Genomic DNA, 4,578 nt, shown 5'->3' on the forward strand with positions numbered 1-4,578 from the left:
CCACCGGGCTGCTGGGGCTGGGCATCGGCACACTGATCCGGCACACCGCGGGCGCGATCGTCGCCACGGTGGCCGTCCTGTTCGTCCTGCCCCCGTTGGTCGGCATCCTCCCCAGCTCGTGGAGCAGGGCCGTGAGCACGTACTTCCCGCCCAACGCGGGCTCGCAGATCGCCGTGGTGGTGCCTGAGCCCGGCATGCTCTCGCCCTGGACGGGCTTCCTCGTCTACTGCCTCTGGATCGCCGCGGTCTTCCTGGCCGCCACCTACCTGCTACGCAGCCGCGACGCCTGACCCGCCGATGATCGGGGCCCGCCAACCTCCAATTCGAACGGGGCAAGGAAATCCGGTACCAGCCCAAGCGTTGTCGACACCCTCGCGCGTGCCCTGAAGCTGGACGATGACGAGCGCGGGCATCTGCGCGAGCTGGCCGCCCGCGTCTCGGCGGGCGCCGTACTCGAACGCCGAGACATCGCTCAGGCAGTCGTTGAGGGCGTCGAGGTTTCTGCCGTAGTAGTTCGGGAACTCCAGCGCCCGCGCGATCGCCGTGTGGAGGTCCTCCTCGCGGGTCCATGCGAAGGCGTCCAGGCGGACCACCTGGTAGCCGTGGTCGAGCAGCCAGTCGATGGTCTGCTCCAGCAGGGCATGTCGCCAGAACAGCCGAACGAAGGAAGCGGTCACCAAGCGGAAGGCGACGTCACCGGACAGGTCGGCGTCCGGGTCGAAAGCGCTCATGCTCGTTCCGTGGTGGCGTTGGCGGCGCGATCGAGGACGCGGTAGACGGTGGCGCGTCCGATGGAGAACACCTCCATCAGTTCGGCGATGGTGTAGTCGCCGGTGGAGTGCATCCACACCAGCTCGGCTTGCTGGCGTGCGGTGAGTTTGGGCTGGCGGCCCTTGAGTTTGCCGCGGGAGCGGGCGATGGCCATGCCCTCGCGGGTGCGCATCTTGAGAACCAGCTCGGCGTCCTCGGACTAGTTCTGAATTGTGTCGTTCTATGGACGACCGTGACAACGAGATCTGACCGTCACCCTGGCGGGCGGGCTTCGATCACCCGGTCTGGTTCCTCTGACCAGGCGATGTCTCCGGACAGGGTGTTGCCCTTCACAGTGCTCGCGGCGACATCTGTCACGCGGGTTCGGTGCGGCCCCGCCGCCCCGGTGGGCGGAGGGGCCGTGACCTGCTGGGAACCGATCTATCCGAGCACCGGGTAGTTCGCGCGGAACACGTTGTGCGGGTCACGGGCCCGCTTGATCTCCCGCAGCCGCGCGAGCGCGCTGGCGGAGAAGGACTTCGCCGCCGTGTCACCGGGGGACAGCACGGTGTACGGCTTGCGGCCGCTGATGTAGGCCTCCAGGTCGGCCACGACCTCGGCCTGCTTGGCGCGCGTCGCATCGGCCGCGTGCGGCAGGCCGAGACCCAGCAGGCCCAGCAGGTACGGCTCAGCCACCGCGCCGCTCGCGCCGGCTCCGCCGCCCAGCTCGGCGAGAGCTCCGCCCAGGTGCCTGATCTGCACGTTGATGAGCGGTTCGACCGGCTTGGCGAGCAGGAGCTCCACCGCGTCCGCGTCCAGGCCGGTGAGCAGCTCCGCACGAGCGATGGAGGGGGCCGGGTCGGTGGGCTCGGCGGTGATGTCACCCAGGTCGGCAACCGGGACGACGCCGCGGCTGTCGGAGATCGCGCCCTCGATCTTGTCGAGGCGCGCCAGCAGGTCCTCCCCATGTGCCGCCTCACCCAGGTAGGCCAGATCCAGCGTGACCATCGGCGACGCGCCGGGGGGCTGGAGCCGGTTGATCCAGACACTGAGTTCACGCGGCGCCTCGGCGGTGATCTCCAGGAACGCGTCGTACACCTCCCTGGTCCGGTGCTCCGGCCAGATCACGCGCCCGCCGTACACGACTGGCACGGGATACAGCTCGAGTTCGAGGGCGGTCACCACCGCGAAGTCCCCGCCACCGCCGCGCAGTGCCCAGAACAGCTCGGGATCGGACTCGGCGCTCACCCGGCCCGGCTCGCCATCGGCGTCCACGATGTCGATAGCCCGCACACTGTCGGAGGCAAAGCCGTACTTGCGGCTGAACCAGCCGACCCCACCGCCCAGGGTGTAGCCGGTCACGCTGACCCCCGGCGCGCTGCCGGACAGGCCGGTCAGACCCAGCGGACCGGCCGCCGCCAGCACCTGCCCCCACGTCACGCCCGCGCCCACCCGGACCACGCGCTCCTCCGCGCGTACCTCCACCTCGTTCAGCAGGCCGGTACGCAGCAGGATCATGCCTTCCACATCACCGGAGGCGCCATGCCCGCTCGGCTGCGCGGTCACCGTCATACCCGCCCGCCGCGCGTAACGCACGAGCGCCGCCACGTCACCGGCATCCGCGGCCTCCACCACAGCCGCGACCGGCTGCCTGACGGTGAGGTTCCACGCAGTGGCCGCCTGTTCGAAGCCGTCGTCATCAGGCAGGAGCACGCGCCCCTTGAGGACACCGCGCACATCGTTGATCGTCATAGTCGTCTCCCTCTTCAAGTTCTCGGAAATGCACCTGCCGGACCCCGCGGTTTACGCGACAAGCAGGAGCACACTGATCGCCAGCATCACCACGGCGGTGGCGCCGTGGATGCCGTAGGCAGCCGTCTTGGGCCCGTTGCTGCGCAGCACGATCACCGCGTCGCCGACGGGTATGGCGCTGGCGGCCAGCAGGAACCAGCCCAGCAGGTGGGTTGTCCCGCCGGCCAGCAGGATGAAGATGAACAGCCCTGAGGCGATGTCGCGCACGCCCTTGACGGATAGCCAGGCGTGGAAGCTGGGGTCCTCGGTCGGTGTGTCGGGGATGCCGAAGCCGACCGCGGCCTGTGGTGCCCAGAAGGCGCGGGCGCCCATGAAGATGATGCCCGCGCCGATCAGTCCGGCGAGCACGGTGGCGATGTTGCTGAGCATGAGTTGTCCCCTCAATCCCCGATTGGCCCTCGGCGGGGCGGATGGCATCAGGCGGGCTGCGGGGCGGGCGTCGCCGGAGCGGCCGCGACCTTGCGGGTCTCGCGCATCATCAGCAGGCCGTTGACCACGATCAGCGTCGCGGTCAGGCCGTGGACGCCGAGCGCGGTGGCCACGGAGCCGTGGTGGGCCAGCACGGTGGTCATGTCGCCGTACGCGGCGAGGGCCTCCACCACCAGCACCCAGCTCAGCGCCCGGCGGTGGCCCGTCACCAGCAGGATGCCCAGGACCAGGGCCAAGACGACGTCGCGGATTCCCTTGATGATCAGGAAGCCGTCGCCGTCGCCGGACGGCCAGCTCGGCAGGCCGAAGCCCGGCGCCACCGTCTCCGGGCTCAGGATGAACTCCACCCCGAACCAGAGGATGAAGAGGATGAAGGCGGCGGCCATGACGGTGTTGATCTTCTTCAGCGACATTGCTCTTCTCCTTGCGAGTCTTCGGTGAGCTTGGTGAGTCGTGCGTGGGGTCTGGGGTCTGGTCAGGCCGCGCGGACGCGGCTGATGTGGCGGGCGTAGCGGGGGCGGCCGATGACGTGCCAGATGCCGCGTACCGGAGCGGGAAGGGCTGACAGGAGCGTGGCGCGCTCGGCCGGGTTCGCGTCCTCCAGGACGAGGCCGAAGAGAGTGAGCAGGGTGAGCTTGGGCGTGTTGGCCACCAGGTGGTCGCCCAGGGAGGCCCATTCCTTTTCGGTGATGTGCTTGGCCGCAAGCGGAAGGAGGGTGGCCTCCTCGTCGTCGAGGTGTTCGAGCAGGACCGCCCGGTGTTCGGCGAGGGCCGCCACGAGGGTGTCGCGCTCGTCGGCTCCGGCGGTGGCCTCCCATGCCGGGACTGCGGCGTCCAGCCTGGTCAGGCTGGCCTCAACGCGCCCGTGCTGGGCCTGCATGCGCAGGACGATGTCCGCCTCCAGATCGACCCGGGACAGGAGCGGCGGCCACAGCAGCTCGTCCTCGCCCTCGTGGTGGTTCTTCAGTCCCAGCCGGTAGTCGCTGAAGTGGCCCGCGATCACCTTGGCGCGAGCGGTGTCGCCCGGGGCGACCGCCGCGACGAGCTCCATCAGCAGCCGCGACTCGCGGCGGAAGGCGCGGTGGACGATCTCCATGTCCTGGGTGTTGACGCTCATCTGTTCCTGCCCTTCATCTGTTCGGCGTGCTCAAGACTGCTCCCGGGGGTTTGGAAGGCATTTGGAGCCGACTTGGAACGCTTGAAGCGGCCGGGCGTACGATGTGCCACGTCATGGTCTTGATCCGGGTATTGGGCTCGTTCGCGGCCGAGGCCGGCGGCGAGCCCGTTCCCCTCGGCGGACCGCGGCAGCGCGGCGTGCTGGCCCTGCTGGTCGCAGCGCGCAGGCAGGTGGTGCCGGTCGACCGGATGGTCGAGGACCTGTGGCGCGGCGAACCGCCGTCGCGCGCCCTGGCGTCCTTGCAGGCGTACGTGTCCAACCTGCGCCGCCTGCTGGAACCCGGCCGCCCGCCGCGGACCCCGGCCCGCCTGCTGGTGAGCGCGTCGCCCGGCTACGCACTGCGGCTACCGCCGGGGGCGGTGGACGCATGGCGCTTCACGGAGCTGCTCGACGAGGCCCGTACGCTCGCC

Annotated in this window: 7 protein-coding genes and 1 pseudogene; 2 read left to right on the top strand and 6 right to left on the bottom strand. The window is 69.8% G+C overall.

The annotated features are described in order from the left end of the window. Window positions 1-290 (top strand): annotated as a pseudogene (locus tag AB0J09_RS56940) (ABC transporter permease); the annotation flags it as partial. Here AB0J09_RS56940 and AB0J09_RS56945 read toward each other — a convergent pair. From AB0J09_RS56945 to AB0J09_RS56970, 6 genes are all read right to left on the bottom strand, one after another. Further along, window positions 270-731, bottom strand: coding sequence for a barstar family protein (locus AB0J09_RS56945; RefSeq protein WP_360711121.1), 462 nt, complete (start codon window positions 729-731; stop codon window positions 270-272). The pseudogene AB0J09_RS56940 and the gene AB0J09_RS56945 overlap by 21 nt on opposite strands. Beyond that, complete coding sequence (locus tag AB0J09_RS56950; protein WP_360711124.1) at window positions 728-943, bottom strand: helix-turn-helix domain-containing protein; 216 nt, start codon at window positions 941-943, stop codon at window positions 728-730. Before AB0J09_RS56950 ends, AB0J09_RS56945 begins: the two co-directional genes overlap by 4 nt. Before the next feature lie 248 nt (window positions 944-1,191). Next, window positions 1,192-2,502, bottom strand: coding sequence for an FAD-binding oxidoreductase (locus AB0J09_RS56955; RefSeq protein WP_360711127.1), 1,311 nt, complete (start codon window positions 2,500-2,502; stop codon window positions 1,192-1,194). Window positions 2,503-2,553: 51 nt separating this feature from the next. After that, window positions 2,554-2,931 (bottom strand): DUF4267 domain-containing protein, encoded by a 378-nt coding sequence (locus AB0J09_RS56960; protein WP_360711129.1) that lies wholly within the window; start codon window positions 2,929-2,931, stop codon window positions 2,554-2,556. Between the two features lie 47 nt (window positions 2,932-2,978). After that, complete coding sequence (locus AB0J09_RS56965) at window positions 2,979-3,404, bottom strand: DUF4267 domain-containing protein (RefSeq protein ID WP_360711132.1); 426 nt, start codon at window positions 3,402-3,404, stop codon at window positions 2,979-2,981. Between the two features lie 62 nt (window positions 3,405-3,466). Then, on the bottom strand, window positions 3,467-4,108 hold the full coding sequence (locus AB0J09_RS56970; protein ID WP_360711135.1) for a hemerythrin domain-containing protein: 642 nt from the start codon (window positions 4,106-4,108) through the stop codon (window positions 3,467-3,469). A gap of 113 nt (window positions 4,109-4,221) precedes the next feature. On the opposite strand from AB0J09_RS56970, the gene AB0J09_RS56975 reads away from it, so the two are divergent. Continuing rightward, a partial coding sequence (locus tag AB0J09_RS56975; RefSeq protein WP_360711138.1) for a winged helix-turn-helix domain-containing protein occupies window positions 4,222-4,578 on the top strand: 357 nt, incomplete at its 3' end.

The organism is Nonomuraea sp. NPDC049784 (assembly GCF_040659615.1).
Lineage (GTDB): Bacteria > Actinomycetota > Actinomycetes > Streptosporangiales > Streptosporangiaceae > Nonomuraea.

What these genes read in the sequence shown, in the direction of transcription:
- AB0J09_RS56970 (WP_360711135.1), bottom strand. Translation starts at nt 4,108, where the DNA reads ATGAGCGTCAACACCCAGGACATGGAGATCGTCCACCGCGCCTTCCGC.
- AB0J09_RS56955 (WP_360711127.1), bottom strand. Translation starts at nt 2,502, where the DNA reads ATGACGATCAACGATGTGCGCGGTGTCCTCAAGGGGCGCGTGCTCCTG.
- AB0J09_RS56960 (WP_360711129.1), bottom strand. Translation starts at nt 2,931, where the DNA reads ATGCTCAGCAACATCGCCACCGTGCTCGCCGGACTGATCGGCGCGGGC.
- AB0J09_RS56945 (WP_360711121.1), bottom strand. Translation starts at nt 731, where the DNA reads ATGAGCGCTTTCGACCCGGACGCCGACCTGTCCGGTGACGTCGCCTTC.
- AB0J09_RS56950 (WP_360711124.1), bottom strand. Translation starts at nt 943, where the DNA reads ATGCGCACCCGCGAGGGCATGGCCATCGCCCGCTCCCGCGGCAAACTC.
- AB0J09_RS56965 (WP_360711132.1), bottom strand. Translation starts at nt 3,404, where the DNA reads ATGTCGCTGAAGAAGATCAACACCGTCATGGCCGCCGCCTTCATCCTC.